14 protein-coding genes are annotated in these 13,689 nt (G+C 32.0%); 10 read left to right on the forward strand and 4 right to left on the reverse strand.

Going from position 1 to position 13,689, the window contains the following annotated elements; all coding sequences use genetic code 11:
- Window positions 1-90: 90 nt before the first annotated feature.
- Both A5893_RS09955 and A5893_RS09960 read right to left on the reverse strand, forming a co-directional pair.
- Entirely contained in the window at window positions 91-729 is a 639-nt protein-coding gene (locus A5893_RS09955) for an HAD family hydrolase (RefSeq protein ID WP_068822410.1), read from the reverse strand.
- On the reverse strand, window positions 722-2,242 hold the full coding sequence (locus A5893_RS09960) for a hypothetical protein (protein WP_068822411.1): 1,521 nt from the start codon (window positions 2,240-2,242) through the stop codon (window positions 722-724). The genes A5893_RS09955 and A5893_RS09960 overlap by 8 nt, the downstream gene beginning before the upstream one ends.
- 258 nt (window positions 2,243-2,500) lie before the next feature.
- Here A5893_RS09960 and rbsK point away from each other — a divergent pair, with 258 nt between their 5' ends.
- The 4 genes from rbsK (at window position 2,501) to A5893_RS09980 (ending at window position 7,013) form a co-directional block, all read left to right on the forward strand.
- Entirely contained in the window at window positions 2,501-3,424 is a 924-nt protein-coding gene (rbsK, locus tag A5893_RS09965) for a ribokinase (RefSeq protein ID WP_068822412.1), read from the forward strand.
- A gap of 3 nt (window positions 3,425-3,427) precedes the next feature.
- Entirely contained in the window at window positions 3,428-4,429 is a 1,002-nt protein-coding gene (locus A5893_RS09970; RefSeq protein WP_068822413.1) for a GRP family sugar transporter, read from the forward strand.
- Between the two features lie 21 nt (window positions 4,430-4,450).
- Complete coding sequence (locus tag A5893_RS09975; protein WP_068822414.1) at window positions 4,451-5,221, forward strand: glycoside hydrolase family 2 protein; 771 nt, start codon at window positions 4,451-4,453, stop codon at window positions 5,219-5,221.
- A 61-nt stretch (window positions 5,222-5,282) separates the two neighbouring features.
- Window positions 5,283-7,013 (forward strand): beta-L-arabinofuranosidase domain-containing protein, encoded by a 1,731-nt coding sequence (locus A5893_RS09980; RefSeq protein ID WP_068822415.1) that lies wholly within the window; start codon window positions 5,283-5,285, stop codon window positions 7,011-7,013.
- 188 nt (window positions 7,014-7,201) lie between these two features.
- Here the strand turns inward: A5893_RS09980 and A5893_RS09985 are convergent, their stop codons facing one another.
- Together A5893_RS09985 and A5893_RS09990 are read right to left on the reverse strand one after the other, a co-directional pair.
- Window positions 7,202-8,068 carry an NmrA family NAD(P)-binding protein gene (locus A5893_RS09985; RefSeq protein ID WP_068822416.1) on the reverse strand — a complete coding sequence of 289 codons (867 nt, stop codon included), beginning with the start codon at window positions 8,066-8,068 and terminating at the stop codon, window positions 7,202-7,204.
- A 234-nt stretch (window positions 8,069-8,302) separates the two neighbouring features.
- Window positions 8,303-8,782, reverse strand: a complete 480-nt coding sequence (locus A5893_RS09990; protein WP_082911394.1) for a winged helix-turn-helix transcriptional regulator — start codon at window positions 8,780-8,782, stop codon at window positions 8,303-8,305.
- A gap of 59 nt (window positions 8,783-8,841) precedes the next feature.
- Between A5893_RS09990 and A5893_RS09995 the strand changes: the two genes are divergently transcribed.
- The 6 genes from A5893_RS09995 to A5893_RS10020 all read left to right on the forward strand — a co-directional run bounded on the left by A5893_RS09995 (window position 8,842) and on the right by A5893_RS10020 (window position 13,635).
- Complete coding sequence (locus tag A5893_RS09995; RefSeq protein WP_068822417.1) at window positions 8,842-9,696, forward strand: SDR family oxidoreductase; 855 nt, start codon at window positions 8,842-8,844, stop codon at window positions 9,694-9,696.
- Between the two features lie 443 nt (window positions 9,697-10,139).
- Complete coding sequence (locus A5893_RS10000) at window positions 10,140-11,024, forward strand: AraC family transcriptional regulator (RefSeq protein WP_198342301.1); 885 nt, start codon at window positions 10,140-10,142, stop codon at window positions 11,022-11,024.
- Window positions 11,025-11,104: 80 nt separating this feature from the next.
- Window positions 11,105-11,455 carry a SnoaL-like domain-containing protein gene (locus tag A5893_RS10005; protein WP_068822419.1) on the forward strand — a complete coding sequence of 117 codons (351 nt, stop codon included), beginning with the start codon at window positions 11,105-11,107 and terminating at the stop codon, window positions 11,453-11,455.
- Between the two features lie 83 nt (window positions 11,456-11,538).
- Complete coding sequence (locus A5893_RS10010) at window positions 11,539-12,288, forward strand: SDR family oxidoreductase (protein WP_068822420.1); 750 nt, start codon at window positions 11,539-11,541, stop codon at window positions 12,286-12,288.
- An 11-nt stretch (window positions 12,289-12,299) separates the two neighbouring features.
- Window positions 12,300-12,812 carry an SRPBCC family protein gene (locus tag A5893_RS10015; protein WP_068822421.1) on the forward strand — a complete coding sequence of 171 codons (513 nt, stop codon included), beginning with the start codon at window positions 12,300-12,302 and terminating at the stop codon, window positions 12,810-12,812.
- Window positions 12,802-13,635, forward strand: coding sequence for an oxidoreductase (locus tag A5893_RS10020; protein ID WP_068822422.1), 834 nt, complete (start codon window positions 12,802-12,804; stop codon window positions 13,633-13,635). The genes A5893_RS10015 and A5893_RS10020 overlap by 11 nt, the downstream gene beginning before the upstream one ends.
- Window positions 13,636-13,689: the final 54 nt, after the last annotated feature.

Consider the following 13,689-nt stretch of genomic DNA (forward strand, 5'->3'; position numbering starts at 1 on the left):
TAGCCTCTCAGGGGAAATTAAACTTATACTATGATGCCTAAAGCTTAACTATATTGATTTATTAAGGAATAAAGGAGTAGGACAAATCTATTATTTCAACCCATCAAAATGATCAACAAAATTTTTGAAATTATCAAACTTTAAATCATAAGTTTCAACATCACCAAATCCGTAGGTTAAATAAACAAAAGGGAGATTTGCTTTTTTACTTTCAGTGCTGTCTGTTAAGGTGTCACCAATATAAAATGGATTCTTAAGGCTATGTTTATCAATCAGCAATTGCATATTAAAGTGTTTAGGTTTCAAATTGTAACCATGAGCAATATGATCTGTAATATAGGTTTCTATTTTGGCCAATTCTATAAATTGTTTAATGGTATTAGGAGGGCAATTACTTAATATAAATAGTTTGTATTTTTTGGATAATATTTTAATGCCCTCCACAACATGGTCATATATTTTACCACCAATTTTTGGAATTATTTCGTCTTGTACCTCTACAATATCTTCAAAAATTTTATCGGCTATAGCTGCTGAAATATTATTAAAATAATGAGAGATCACTTTTTCTTTTTCCCAACCCATCATGCCTAAAAGTTTTTCTCTTGTAATACTTTTAATTAGATGTTTCTCTAAAACTATATTCCAGCAAATGGCATAAGTATCAACAGCGTCCCAAAGAGTGCCATCCATGTCGAAAATTAAACTATCCGGAATTTTATTATTCATAATTAGTATGGTTTTGTAAGATTTCAATTAACGGTTTGTTTAAAACATTTGCTTCTACCCATGCTTCAAAATTGAAAATATTTAATATCCTATTTTCATATCTATCAACTTTAATTTTATCAAAATTATTTTTTATTTTTTTTAAAAATATTATTTTTTCTGATGGACTTTGGTAAACTTTCTTTTGGGAGAGAAATCTAAAAAGTATTTTTTCTATTAAATAATTTTGATGCCCAAAACCAGTCATACTTCTTTTAATAGACCTCTTTTCATGCAGCAAATAATCGTGGTTTTTTAATTCGTAATGCACCAATAAATGCAACAACCTAAAAGTACGGTAAATAGGTAAAACATAAAATGATTTGCTGTTTAATAGTACTCTATTTAAGGTTTGGTTAGCTTCTGTTAAATTGCCATTTATAAAATAAATTATTGAAGCATAAAGTTGTACCTCAGCTTGTTTATGAGGATTAATTAAAGCGAGGTTGCCAAAGAGTGTAATTTTATGATGTTGTAATAATTCAATTGCATCGTATATCAGTCCTTTATTTAAATATCTTCTAGTTTTATAGGTAAAGTCGATTCTGGAAATATTAATCCCAAAATTTTCTTTATTATCTAAACTATTAAGTTTATCCAAAAAATAATCCATCTCATCAAACTTTTGGATATTTACCAAACTATCAAGAATCCCTTCTAAAGTGTATAAATAATCATTCGGAGCATCTTGCCAAAGCAATTGATGTTTTTCAAAAAGTTCCATCAAATCATAAAAGATTAACAATGCTGATGGATAGTTTCCAACGCTTATCATATAATAGGCCTGAAAAAGCAAATGCGTTTTTTTGCTTTCAAACTTGCCAGCTGTAGATTTTGATATTAAACCTACTTCTGTTATTAATAAATCATTTAAATCTTCTTTTTGCTCTTTAGTTCTTACGTTTCCTTTGTAAATTAAGCGATGCCGCAACAGCTGATATAAAGCAGTATGTTGATTTAAATTCAATTCGTTTTTTAACAGACTTTGAGTTTTTGCATGTTTAGTGATCAGTTTATCTTCCGATATGGTGTGAAAACCCAATTCTGTAATAAATTGTAACTCCAGCTTATTTGCCCAAAAAGTAATCAGCGTTAATTCTGTATTTTCTGCTTCTATTTTTATTCTTTTTAGCCATTTAAATCCATCTTCAAATAGTCCTTTTTCAAAAAGAAGCTGCACTTGTATCACTTTTTTGTTTAGTTTAGCTTCTAAATCCTTATCAGATTTTAGATAAAAAAGCGCATCCATAATCAGCTTAAATAAATAATTGCTGGTCACCTCAAAAGAAGCTTGCGGTTTTAAGCTTAAATAATTTGCTTTTAAATCAGAATAATTATTGTTACGCTCTATCAAATCAAACAAATGAAGATAATCTTTTGCTCCATCTTGTAGAGCACTCCTTAATTTGAAATATCTTTTCTCTCCTTTTGATAAAGACTTTATTAATAAAACTAGACTTTGATTTTTAATCAATCTTTTTAGGGTTATAAAATTTAGTAATTAATTATAGCTTTAATTTTACTAAAATAGCATTATTTTATATTTTAATAATTTTTAGGATTATATATTTTAAAAAAAATAGGTTTTAATTTTACTAAAATGGAGATTACATTTAGCTAACCAATTGACAAATCTTATAAGTATTATATTCTTAGAAAATTTTAGAATGTAATTACAGATTAAGCACTTAAATCGGCGCAACAAACCAATAAACCAATTTATAAATTATTTATGGATCAATTAAATATCCTGGTAGTAGGAAGCTCTAATACAGATATGGTAATTAAAGCGGCTCATTTACCATCTGCAGGAGAGACAATTTTAGGAGGAGAATTTTTCATGAACCCTGGTGGTAAAGGGGCAAACCAAGCGGTAGCAGTCGCCAGATTAGGCGGTAAAGTTTCTTTTATCTGTAAAACTGGTAATGATATTTTCGGAAAACAATCTTTACAATTATTTCAGGACGAGGGAATTGAGACCTTTCTTTTTTCCGACCCTCATAATCCATCTGGCGTAGCCTTAATCACAATTGATGATAAAGCAGAAAACTGCATTGTTGTTGCTTCGGGTGCAAATGCAACATTATCTCCTGATGATTTAAAAAAAGCTGATGGTGCCATCTCAAAAGCTGATTTTGTAATTATGCAATTAGAAATCCCATTAGAAACTGTTGTTTATGTTGCTGATAGAGCTACCGAGTTAAGTGCAAAGGTTATTCTAAATCCTGCCCCAGCTTGTATGTTACCAGATCATTTATTAGAAAAACTTTATTTAATAACGCCTAATCAAACAGAAGCTGAAATGATTAGTGGAATAAAGGTTGAAAATATAGAGCAAGCGAAAATTGCTGCCAGCATTATCCATCAAAAAGGAGTAAAAAATGTGATCATTACCCTTGGCCAAGAAGGCGCTTTAATATTTTCTGAAGGACAATACCATCACGTACCTGCATTAAAAGTAAGTGCCATAGACACTACTGCCGCGGGCGATGTATTTAACGGAGCTTTATGTGTAGCACTGGCAGAAGGAAAGAACTTGATTGCATCAACAGAATTTGCATGCAAAGCAGCGGCTATCGCTGTAACCAAGTTGGGAGCACAATCTTCCATACCATTTAGAAACGAACTAAGTTTAAAACAACCTGTAATTTCATAAAATATGTTTATTATATCATCCTATTCAATTGCCATATTATTCTGTGTTATCACGATGCTTTGCTGGGGTTCCTGGGCAAATACACAAAAATTAGCCAGTAAAACTTTGCGTTTCGAATTGTTTTATTGGGATTATGTCATCGGGATTTTATTGTTTTCGATGATTTCTGCCTTCACATTAGGAAGCTTCGGTACAGAAGGAAGAAGCTTTTTAGAAGACTTAAAGCAAGCGGATTCATCAAATATATGGAGTGCATTAATTGGTGGTGTGATTTTTAATGCAGCTAATATTTTATTTTCTGCAGCAATAGCTATTGCAGGTATGGCAGTTGCTTTTCCTGTAGCAATTGGACTAGCGCTGGTTTTAGGTGTTATAGTCAATTATTCTGCAGCTGCAAAAGGTGATCCTGTTATGCTTTTTTTAGGAGTTGCAATGGTAGCAATTGCTATTATTTTTAATGCCGTGGCTTATAAAAAGAAAAGTATAGGCGATCCAAAGGTATCTGCAAAAGGGATTTTTCTATCATTAATTGCAGGTGTTTTAATGTCGTTTTTCTACCGATTTATAGCCGCATCTATGGATTTAGATAATTTTGTTTCTCCGGCAGCAGGTAAAATGACACCTTACACCGCCGTTTTCATTTTTTCTGTAGGGATATTTTTAAGCAATTTTATTTTCAATACCATTTTGATTAGGAAGCCGTTTGAAGGAACACCTACCAGTTACAAGGCTTATTTTAATGGAAGTTTCAGCACACATTTAACAGGTATTTTAGGTGGATTAATTTGGGGATTAGGCAACTCGCTAAATTTAATTGCTGCAGGAAAAGCCGGCCCAGCTATTTCTTATGGTTTAGGCCAAGGAGCAACACTAATTGCTGCTTTGTGGGGTGTTTTTGTTTGGAAAGAGTTTAAAAATTCTTCTAAAAGCGTTAATAATCTAATCACTGCCATGTTTTTATTTTTCATAGTAGGTTTAGCATTAATTATATATTCAGGTATTTAATATTGTAGAACATTTAACATCATGAAAATTAAAATCAATATCCTATTCATTTTATTGCTTTCTACCTCTACTGTTTTTGCTCAATTGCCTTTAAATGGAAACTGGAATTATACTTTTAAGGATGATAAAGCAAGTTCTGCATCAAATTTTGATGATTCTGCTTGGCAAAAAAGAGCAAGCGATAATTTAAAATGGGGAAAAACAGAGCTTCCAAAACCCAGTTATGTAGTTTGGATCAGAAAAACAGTGGTAATTCCATCATCATTAAAAAACGAACAAAAAAAGACAGGTGCTTTAGCTTTATATCTAGGCAGAATTAGCGAAGAAGATAATGCTTATTTTAATGGAAAAAAGATTGGAGAAAGCACTTCTGGAGACATTAAACGGGCTTATATATTAAATGATAAAGATATTTTATGGGATAAAGAAAACACATTTGCCATAAGAATAACACATTGGGGTACTTGGGCTTCTGTTAACGATAATCCAATAATAGCATCGGCTAAACCGGAGCAAATTTTTGTAATGAAAGCAACCGCAGAAGGAGCAACTACTAAAGATGAAGTAAAGAATAAAAGCGTTACGTACACCAATACCATTAAAAATAATTCTTTAAATACCGTTGAAGCCTCCATTACTTCAGATTTTTTCGATATCAATCAAAAAAAAATAAAGTCTGTTCAAAAATTAGTGAGTTTAAAACCAGGCGATAATATTTTTAAAATACCATATACTTCTCCATCATCTTTTCTAAAAATCCAATATTGGTTTCAGGTTCCAAAATGCATATAAAGCCGTTTTAAATGATGAATATGGTTATGTTTCTATAAACTATACTGCTACTTTACCTGTAGTGGCATATAAAGTAAAAGAAACTTTTAGTTCGGCATTGTTAAATCAGCAAACTGTAACTGGCTGGTTAGGCGAAAGAATGAAGGCTAACACAGAAAATCGTTTGTATAAGGTAGAAGAAACTGCATTACTTGCAGGCTTTATCAATAAACCTGGTGTTCATCCTTGGATTGGCGAACACGTAGGAAAATTTTTAGAAGCCGCTTGTAATTCGTACAAAAATAAAAATGATACTAAACTTAAAATACAAATAGACCGTACTGCACAGCAATTGATTGCCTCTCAATTAAGCGATGGCTATTTGGGGACTTATGATCCAGAAAATCAATGGACAAGCTGGGATGTTTGGTCGCATAAGTATGATTTAATAGGCTTACTAAGCTATTACGAATTAACAGGATACAAGCCAGCTTTAACTGCATCAGAAAGAGTAGGCGACATTTTAATCAATAAGTTTGGCGATAAACCTGGGCAGTTAGACATTATCAAATCTGGCTCTCATGTGGGTATGGCGGCAACCAGTGTAATAGATCCCATGACAGATTTATACCGTTTTTCTGGAGCAAAAAAGTATCTAGATTTTTGCTTTTACATTACTAAAAGTTACAATAACCCCAAAGGACCTAGAATAATTTCAACCCTTGATTCTATTGGTAGGGTTGATAAAACTGCCAATTCTAAAGCTTATGAAATGTTATCAAACTTGGTAGGTTTGGCTAAATTATACAGAGTAACTGCCGATGAACAATTTTTAAAGCCAGTTTTAGCTGCTTGGAAAGATATTGCCGAAAAGCGATTGTATATTACAGGTACAACCAGCTCTTTTGAACATTTTCAGGATGATCATTTATTACCTGCATCTAATAAGGATAATATGGGCGAAGGTTGCGTTACCACCACTTGGATTCAACTAAATTTTCAATTGTTAAGTATTTTTGGTGATATGAAATATGTGGATGAACTAGAACGCTCGGTTTATAATCATTTAACAGGTGCAGAAAATCCTCAAACAGGTGGAGTTAGTTACTATACGCCACTAATGGGAGCAAAGCCCTATAAATCTGTAATTACTTGCTGCATGTCTAGTATTCCACGTGGTATCGCCATGATTCCCTTGTTCACAAATGGAAAAATCAATGGCAGTCCGTCTATACTTTTTTATCAACCCGGAGTTTATAAAACTGAAATTAATAATAACGAAACCGTAGCGTTTAACACAAAAACAAGCTTTCCAGAAAATGGTAATATCAGCATAGAAGTTAATCCTTCAAATAGTCAAAAGTTTGAAGTATTGCTGCGTAAACCTTATTGGGCTACAGATTATAAAGTATCCATAAACGGAACACCACAAATAGTATCAGATAAAGCAATGATTTCTTTAAATAGGACGTGGAATAAAGGCGATAAAATAGAGGTGAATTTCTCGCTACCAGTTCAAGTTTTAGACGGCGGCATCAGTTACCCGGGTGCTATCGCTTTTCAGCGTGGTCCACAAGTTCTGGTGTTTGATAAATTGTTAAATCCTACTTTACCTCAAGAATTTAGCGTTCAGGCAAATAATTTTCAATTACAGCAAGCCTATAATTCATTACCAGTAAAATGGGTAGGTACGCAAGCATATCAGGTTAAAGCAACAGCAGATGGTAAACCTGCCAATATTGTGTTAGTTCCTTATGCTGATGCTAGCCAAACAGGCGGTGTGGTTACCACTTGGATTAAAGCAGAAAAGTAAAATTGGATTTTTACAGGAGCTAAAGTCCTTTTCTTTAAGTTTTTTATCGATAAGATAATTTATTTAGTTATATATTATTTGGCTTAATGGATGATTTTATTGAGTAAAGGTGTGTTTTAAAACACAGTAAAGTAGAAAAGTGATTTCTTACAAAATTGGCGAAGGCAATATGAAATGTTAATTCTTTTTTATTGAAGTAGTTTATGATTTGCTTTAACAAAATTATCAAATGATTTTGGTTCTTTGCCAGTAATGCTTTGCACACAATTAGTCGTCTTTGGTGTCTTTTGAAACCTAGGAAAGTAGTGTAACATAATCATCACTAGAATAAGCATCGTCGGCATCTTTTCTTTAAGTTTGGTTAAAAAGAACTGCAGTAAATTGGGTGAAATAAATTTTATAGTTTTCCCTAAACCCAAACTGATTTTGGCTGCCATTTCAGCAAATGTCAAGGTTTCTTTGTTTGTTAATTCATAACTTTTGTTAAGATGTTTTTGCGTGTCACTTAAAATTCTGGCTGCAACAGCTCCAATATTAGTTACGTCTATTACTGTAAATTTTACATTTCCAGCTGGCAAATAAATTCTTTGTTTTTTCACCAAATCATCGTGTAAAGTTGTGATGAAGTTTTGCATAAAATAGGCAGGACGTAAAAATGTATACGGTATTTTACTATCAACAATTAATTTTTCAATTTTATGATGTGGTATTATTTTGCTTTTTTCAACTCCTTGAACGGATAGAAACACGATGTGTTTGATAGTAGATTGTTTTGCGATTTCAATTAGTGGTACAAAATATTTATTTACCTCTGAAATTTGTGGTGGTCGAAGTAGGAAAAGGATATCAATATTCCTAAAGGCAGGCATGAAAGTATCACTATTTGTGAAATCAAAATTTAGGTTATTAACTTTAAAATTTAATAATTTTTCGTTGCCTGATTTTGTATCTCGCACTCCAGCATAAATTTCTAATGGATAATCAAGATTAAGTAAAGCTGTTATTACTTCAATTCCAACATTTCCTGTAGCACCAGTAATTAAGACTTTTGTCATCTGGATGATTTTATAATGCGTTATAATTTTATGCTAAGGAGATTCGTATTCAATAAAATCTTTATAGTCTTTTTTGCATTTTATTGTCAAAAGAAAACGAATTTTATTGAATAAAGATATATTTTAAAAGTCGGTAAAGTAGAGAAGCGATTTGTTGTTTAAATGTGGAATGCAATGTGGAATGTTAACTCTTTTGCTAACTGTAAAACTCCTGTAATCTATAAATAATCTTCATCAAGCAATTCTATCTTTTATAACCTTATTTGCCTTTTCCCTATAATAAATAATCTCAGGCCCATTTTTAGTTGCCCATTCTGCAAACAATTGTAATTGTTGCATTAAGCTGTGCCCTAATTCTGTTAATTCATATTCTACTCTTGGGGGCACTTGTGGATAAATAGTTCGAGTAATTAACCCATCTGCCTCAAGGTTTCTTAAAGTAACGGTGAGCATTCGTTGAGAAATATCACCAATTTTATGTTTTAACTCATTAAAACGGAGTTTTCCATAGCCACCTAAACCATAAATTGCCAATACGCTCCATTTATCGCTTATTCTTGCTACAATATCACGAATAGGACATATCTGATTTTTTGTGGTATTAGCAAGTTCAAAAAATTTTTTATTTTTTTCTGTACCAGTAAGGTGCTCAAAATCAGCATTAGTTACAGTTAGGTAACTAGGTAATGTTGCTGTGCCTTCTTGTTTTGTCATTAGTTACTATTTAGCTTTGGGTTACTAAAAGTAACTATAATAATTTAAAATTTAATAACATGTCAGAAAAAATCTTAATTACCGGTGCAACCGGTACCATCGGAAAAGCAGTTGTAAAACACCTAAAAGCAAAAAATGCTTCCTTTTTAATCGCAAGCCGTAATCCAGAAGAGGCTGCGGAAAAATTTGGTTCAGATATTAACGTTGTGAAATTTGAGTTTGAGGATATTTCCACTTTTGAAAACGCTGTAGATGGTGTAAGCAAAGTGTTTTTATTAGGCCCTCCGTTAAGGTATGACTTAGCCGATGTCCTTATGCCATTTTTAGACTTTTTAAAAGCTAAAAATATTTTAGAAGTGGTTTATATATCGGCTTTAGGTGCCGAAAAAATGGGAGATACACTAACTTTTCATACCATTATAGAAGAAAAATTAAAAGCCGATGGTTTTGATTACACCATTTTAAAACCTAGTTTTTTTTCGCAAAATTTTAAAAATTATGAATGGGAAAATATTACCCAGAGAGGTATTACTTATGTTACCGCTGGTGAAGGTAAAGTAGGTTTTATAGATGTAGATGATATTGGTTTGGTTGCGTCTACGGTTCTTACCTCAACAGGGCATTCAAAAAAAATATATGAATTAACCGGTCCAGAATTACTTTCTTATCAAGATGCTGCAACGCTTTTATCAGAAGTTACAGGAAAACAAATTGTCTATCCAAACCCATCTATAGAAGAATATACAAAAGCATTAAAAGCAGCTGGAGCACCAGATTTTATAGCACCTTATATGACGAGTGTATACTCGCTCATTTCTGATCATAAGGTTAATTTCCTTACCAATAATGTGGAGACTATTACGGGTAAAAAACCAAGCCTTTTAAGAGATGTGCTAATTGCAGATTTTAAATAATATCAAATAATTTTCTTTAAGATGAGGAAGAATTAGATTTCCTCATCTTTAAAAAATATTTCTTGTAAACCGAGTAATTTAGCAATCTACCAAATTAACCATTTAATGATTTTTTGCAGTTGTAAATAAAGTGCTTTTTATATCAATAAACTCTTCTCAATGCTTATTAATTGGTTATTTAATATTGATTTTTAAAACTTAAATTTTGACCTTTATAACACATTAAAAATGTTTTTTTAAAGCAATAATAGTAACCTATCGCTAAACATAGAAAGTATAGTGATGATGTGCTATTTTAACAATATTTAATAGATATGTTAAAGATAAGTTGCTATTTCAAAAAGTTGGGAAATTCATTTTTTTTAAAAATGAATTTCCCAATTATCTAATTCCAATAACTATTTATAAATTCATCTAAAGCATGCTTTGATATTTTTCAGATTATGAAAGAATTGTTTACCCATTACAATATCGGTCATTTTATAAACCAGCCATCAAACCAAACTGAATTTGAAATTATGCAGTTTGACAACATGGAAGAACCTAATGTAGATGACATTCATAAACATACTTTTTACGAAATTATTTGGACAGAAAAAGGAGTAAGTAAACAAACGATAGATTATAAAGAGTACGAAGTTTTGCCAAATAGTTTATTTTTTATTTCACCCAATCAGGTACATCAATTTGAAGAATGGAAACCATTAAAAGGTGGTACAATCCTTTTTACCGAAGACTTTTTTTTATTAAATCATAATAATAAAGACAAACTTTTTGAGCTAAGTTTTTTAGATAACTTTTACGCTAATCCATGTATTCAGTTTGATAAAGAGAATTTTAGAGATATTAAGCAAACTATTGAGCTAATTTCTAACGAACACAAACGCCACGATAAAAGCGAAACAATTACCCAAGCATTACTTCATATTTTACTAGCTCAAATCCAAAGATGTATTGATACGCAAACAGAAAAACCAATTTCTAAAAATTATTTGGTGGTTTTTAAGCAATTTAAAAATTTATTAGAACAACATTTTACTGCTAATCAAACAACTTCTTTTTTTGCCAACCATTTAAATATCACCTCTCATCATTTAAACCTCATCACAAAAAATGTGACTGGCAAAACTTCAAGCGAAGTAATTAGAGCAAGAAGTATTTTGGAAGCCAAACGATTGTTAACCTTTACCGATTTTACGGTTTCTGAGATTGCTACACAACTAAATTATTTTGATAGTTCGTACTTTGCAAAACTATTTAAAGCCGAAACCGGCAAAACTCCAATAGTTTTTAAAAACCAAATGTCCGAAAAATACCGAATAAGGTAGTATCTGTTATAACATCAAGTGCTGCTTGCTAATCATCTTTGTATTGTCAATAGTGACAACAAAAATTAATAATTATAAAGATGACAGAGCAAGAAATTTCCAACGCATTAGACGAATTAATTTCATTAGTTGCAGAAGGCAAACCTTTAGATGCTTATGAAAAATTTTACCATCAAGATATTCAAAAAATAGATTTAGATGGTGTTTTACAAACCGGAAAAGAGAAACTTTTACAAAACGGAACAGAGGCAATATCAATAATTACTGCTGTAAGAGATTTTAGCGCAGTAGGTAAAATTGTTAAAGGCAACAGAAGCTTTTTAGTTTGGTCAATTGATTTGGATAACACTCAAGGTACATTAAATGTAGTTGAAGTAGCTATTCAAGACTGGAAAGATGGTAAAATTATTTCTGAACGCTACTTCGCATAATTCAAGCTAAACTTAAACCCACAAACAAGCTTATCTACTAGGTTTTGATGGTAAGCTTGTTTTAAAAATTCAAACAGAACAAAATGAGACTTTTTGGAAAAACAGCACTGATTACTGGCGGTAACAGTGGTATTGGCTTTGCAACAGCAAAATTATTTTTAGCGCAGGGTGCCAAAGTGATTATAACAGGCAGAAACCAAACATTAATTGATGAAGCAGTAGCACAATTGGGACAAAATGCTTTTGGTATTTTATGTGATGCAGGCAACATGCAGGATATAAACGCTTTGCCAAATAAAATTTCGAAACTAAGCGATACAGTTGATATTTTATTTTCTAATGCAGGAGTAGGCCTGTTTGCTCCATTTGAGCAAACTACCGAAAAAATTTTTGATGCTAACATGGAAATTAACTTTAAGGGAACTGTTTTTACAATACAAAAGCTTTTACCATTAATTCCTAACGGTGGTTCTATAGTTTTAAATGCTACCGTTTTAGCGCACCTAGGATATGAAACATCTAGTGCCTATTCTGCATCAAAAGCTGCTGTTTTATCGTTTTGCAAAACATTAGCAATTGAGTTAGCGCCTAAAGATATTAGGGTAAATACCATTAGTCCAGGGCCAATAAATACACCTATTTATTCAAAAATGGGTATCCCTCAAGATATTTTGCAAGAATTTGCCGCTGGCGTACAAGCACTTATACCTATGAATCGTTTCGGAGCATCGGAAGATATTGCGAATGCAGCACTTTTTTTAGCTTCCGCCGATAGCACATTTATGACAGGTTCAGAAATTAGAGTAGATGGTGGAAAAAGTATCACCTTTTAATCAAAAGCATCATGAAAAATAAAATAACATCTATTTTGTTTATTTTTTTCTTACTATCCAGCTCCTCAATATCGTTTGCTCAAACAGAAAAATTTGAAAAAGCGGAAGTAGAAAATAGTATCGTTTTTAACGCAGATGCTCAAAGTGTGTGGATCTATCTTTCCGATTTAAGCAACTTGAAAAACCTTGTCCCGTCAACTATTAAGGAGTCTGTTACTAATGGGAATGGAAAAGGCAGTACCGTGAGTTTAACTTTAGTAAATGGCGGTAAAATTGTTGAAAAAGTCTCTTTTTTTAATAATAAGAGAAAGAAAATAAACTACGTAATGATTGAAACTCCATTGCCAATTCAAAATTATTTAGCCTCATTTTTAGTGGATGATATTGGTGATAAAAGAGTTAGAGTAACCTTTAAAGCAGTTTTTGAGGTGCAAAGCAAAAACAGAAAATTTAGATTAGATGCCTTTCAAAATCTACAATTAGAATTATTAGAAAACTTAAAAAAATTAAAAAGTGAAAAATAAAATTTGGTTTATCACAGGCATATCAAGCGGTTTGGGTGAGGCACTTGCCCAAACCGTTATTGAACAAGGCGATTTTGTGATAGGAACTTTCCGTAGAAAATCCCAAGCAGATGCCTTTAACAATCTGCATAAGAATAAAGCTTTCGCATTAACGCTAGATATCACAAATCCTATCGAGATTGAATACGTATTTGAAATCGTAAAAGAGAAATTCGGCAAAATTGATGTTTTGATAAACAACGCAGGCTTTGGATTTGCAGGTGCAATAGAAGAAACGAGTGTAAAAGAAGTTAGAGAAGTATTTGAGGCTAATTTTTTTGGAACATTACAAGTTACACAAGCCGCATTACCCATATTTCGAAAACAAAAATATGGGCACATTATTCAAATTTCTTCACACGGAGGTTTTAAAGCCTTTCAAGGTTTTGGAATATATAATGCAAGTAAATTCGCTTTAGAAGGCTTTAGTGAGGCATTAGCAATTGAAGTTGAGCCTTTAGGCATTAAAGTAACCATTGTTGAGCCCGGACCTTTTAGAACTAATTTTGTCGGAAACGCATTTAAAGAAGCAGAGGCCGTCATCACCGACTATAACGAAACCGCTGGCGAGTTTAGAAAACGAATGAAAGCTGTAGATGGGAAACAAGAAGGAGACCCTTTAAGAGCAGCAGAAGCAATATTAGCTATTTCTAATTTAGAAAATCCACCGTTACGATTACCCTTAGGAAAAATTGCAATCGCATCAATAACAGCAAAAATAAATAGTGTGATAAAAGATTTAAATGAATTTAGAACGGTTGCTGAAAATGCAGTTTATGAATAATTCAAATTATGAATTTCTGAGTATTCTTTGAAACTATTTACATAAGTTTTATTT

Origin of the sequence: Pedobacter psychrophilus, assembly GCF_001652725.1 — a bacterium.
Taxonomy (GTDB): domain Bacteria; phylum Bacteroidota; class Bacteroidia; order Sphingobacteriales; family Sphingobacteriaceae; genus Pseudopedobacter; species Pseudopedobacter psychrophilus.

Excerpts from the sequence above, each read along its gene's own strand:
- A5893_RS09975 (WP_068822414.1), top strand. The coding sequence starts at position 4,451 with ATGAAAATTAAAATCAATATCCTATTCATTTTATTGCTTTCTACCTCT.
- A5893_RS10015 (WP_068822421.1), top strand. The coding sequence starts at position 12,300 with ATGAAAAATAAAATAACATCTATTTTGTTTATTTTTTTCTTACTATCC.
- rbsK (WP_068822412.1), top strand. The coding sequence starts at position 2,501 with ATGGATCAATTAAATATCCTGGTAGTAGGAAGCTCTAATACAGATATG.
- A5893_RS09985 (WP_068822416.1), bottom strand. The coding sequence starts at position 8,068 with ATGACAAAAGTCTTAATTACTGGTGCTACAGGAAATGTTGGAATTGAA.
- A5893_RS09990 (WP_082911394.1), bottom strand. The coding sequence starts at position 8,782 with ATGACAAAACAAGAAGGCACAGCAACATTACCTAGTTACCTAACTGTA.
- A5893_RS09970 (WP_068822413.1), top strand. The coding sequence starts at position 3,428 with ATGTTTATTATATCATCCTATTCAATTGCCATATTATTCTGTGTTATC.
- A5893_RS10000 (WP_198342301.1), top strand. The coding sequence starts at position 10,140 with ATGAAAGAATTGTTTACCCATTACAATATCGGTCATTTTATAAACCAG.
- A5893_RS10010 (WP_068822420.1), top strand. The coding sequence starts at position 11,539 with ATGAGACTTTTTGGAAAAACAGCACTGATTACTGGCGGTAACAGTGGT.
- A5893_RS09995 (WP_068822417.1), top strand. The coding sequence starts at position 8,842 with ATGTCAGAAAAAATCTTAATTACCGGTGCAACCGGTACCATCGGAAAA.
- A5893_RS10005 (WP_068822419.1), top strand. The coding sequence starts at position 11,105 with ATGACAGAGCAAGAAATTTCCAACGCATTAGACGAATTAATTTCATTA.
- A5893_RS09955 (WP_068822410.1), bottom strand. The coding sequence starts at position 729 with ATGAATAATAAAATTCCGGATAGTTTAATTTTCGACATGGATGGCACT.